The following is a 1434-nucleotide window of genomic DNA, read 5'->3' on the forward strand; positions in this document are numbered from 1 at the left end:
TTTTCGCAAATTCAATTATAACACAAAACACCCATTTTTCATGCCTGTAAACTCTGAAATTTTCAGAATTTACAGGCATTTATTTTATGGAAGTCCCCACTAATTGTATAATTTCCTGCAGATGAATCTCAGGCGTTTTATCGACAGGATAACTCAGGTATTTTTGGTAGGGACGGTCTAGCTTAGGAATGGGATGCTGCTGCAGGTCTTCCATGCATTGGAAGAGACTCTCATAACTATAAGGATCAAAGCCTCTAATGACAGATGGATCAATAACTTCGTGGCATCCAATTCCATTAGCCATAACCGCAGGAGTGCCATTCCAGATGCTCTCAATGCCAACAGTGCCTAGAGGGTCGTAAAAGCTCGCCAAAATGGTGTAATCAGATAGCTGATAAATTTCCTGCATATTGGTGCAAAAGCCTAAATGCAGAATATTCCGGCAGCCTGCAGGAACAGGCTTCCCAGCCACCACTAGAAGTTCGTTGTGTTTTGTGGATGTGAAGTATTGCTTAAGAAGATCAAACCCTTTTCTTTTATGACTCAAAGATGGGAAAAGAAAAATTGTTCTGTCTTCTGGAAGCCCATATTTTTTACGGAGTGCAGCGATATCTGGATTTTGCTTGAGTTCCGGAAATTGTTGTGGTGGATAAATCACGGAAATTTTTGAAGCATTAATGCCGTAAAGTTCTGTGAGTTCACGTTCCATCGTTTGAGCATGAGCCACCACAAATTTGGCATTTCCATACGACGAACGTTCAATGCTGATCAGCATGCGATCCCACGGCATCACAGGCTTGCGCATTGCCTTCAGGTAGCCGATTCGAGTTCCGCCGCATGCAATGACTTCAGGGAAGCCTCCCAAACAGCAGCCTATGGAAAACTCGACGGGCACTTGCTTCGTTATTCTGCTCAGCCAGCGATGAAAGAGCCACAGGTAGAGTTTGTTGGGGAGGAACTGAAGCGAATATTCATGAATTTCGCACTGATCCGCAAAGGGAAGTGAACGGTCGGCTTTTTTGCAGAAGACTACGGGTGTGTGGCCCAGCTGCAGACAGGCCTTGACCATATTCAGAGCATAAGTCTCCATACCGCCCGAGCGGCCAAAAGTATTACAAAAGATGCCAATTCTCATCAGTCGCCCCAAGTGCGGATGCAATGTTGCTGTTTAACCTGAATATTTCGCCCAAAAATAGACCTTGGGCGTAGGCTCATCTGCAATCGGCAGGTAGGCTTAAATTTTCAGGCGGCGTATACGGATCAAATAATGACCTAAATCAGTGTTTATGCTTGTTGCACAAATGAAAAGAGGCGATCACGGTATAATTTAATTGTCAGGAAAAAACCAACCGGACGCCTCGCCATGCAGTATAGCAACCACACGGACAATCTCAATCGCGCAATTGCATTCGAAGTCAATCAAAAAGATGTAAC

Annotated in this window: 1 protein-coding gene; it reads right to left on the reverse strand. The window is 44.4% G+C overall.

The annotated features are described in order from the left end of the window. Window positions 1-79: 79 nt before the first annotated feature. On the reverse strand, window positions 80-1135 hold the full coding sequence (locus GBM95_RS11685) for a glycosyltransferase family 4 protein (RefSeq protein ID WP_152159247.1): 1056 nt from the start codon (window positions 1133-1135) through the stop codon (window positions 80-82). Window positions 1136-1434: the final 299 nt, after the last annotated feature.

Source organism: Sutterella seckii (genome assembly GCF_009183815.1).
GTDB classification, from domain to species: Bacteria; Pseudomonadota; Gammaproteobacteria; order Burkholderiales; family Burkholderiaceae_F; genus Sutterella; species Sutterella seckii.

Excerpts from the sequence above, each read along its gene's own strand:
- GBM95_RS11685 (WP_152159247.1), bottom strand. The coding sequence starts at position 1,135 with ATGAGAATTGGCATCTTTTGTAATACTTTTGGCCGCTCGGGCGGTATG.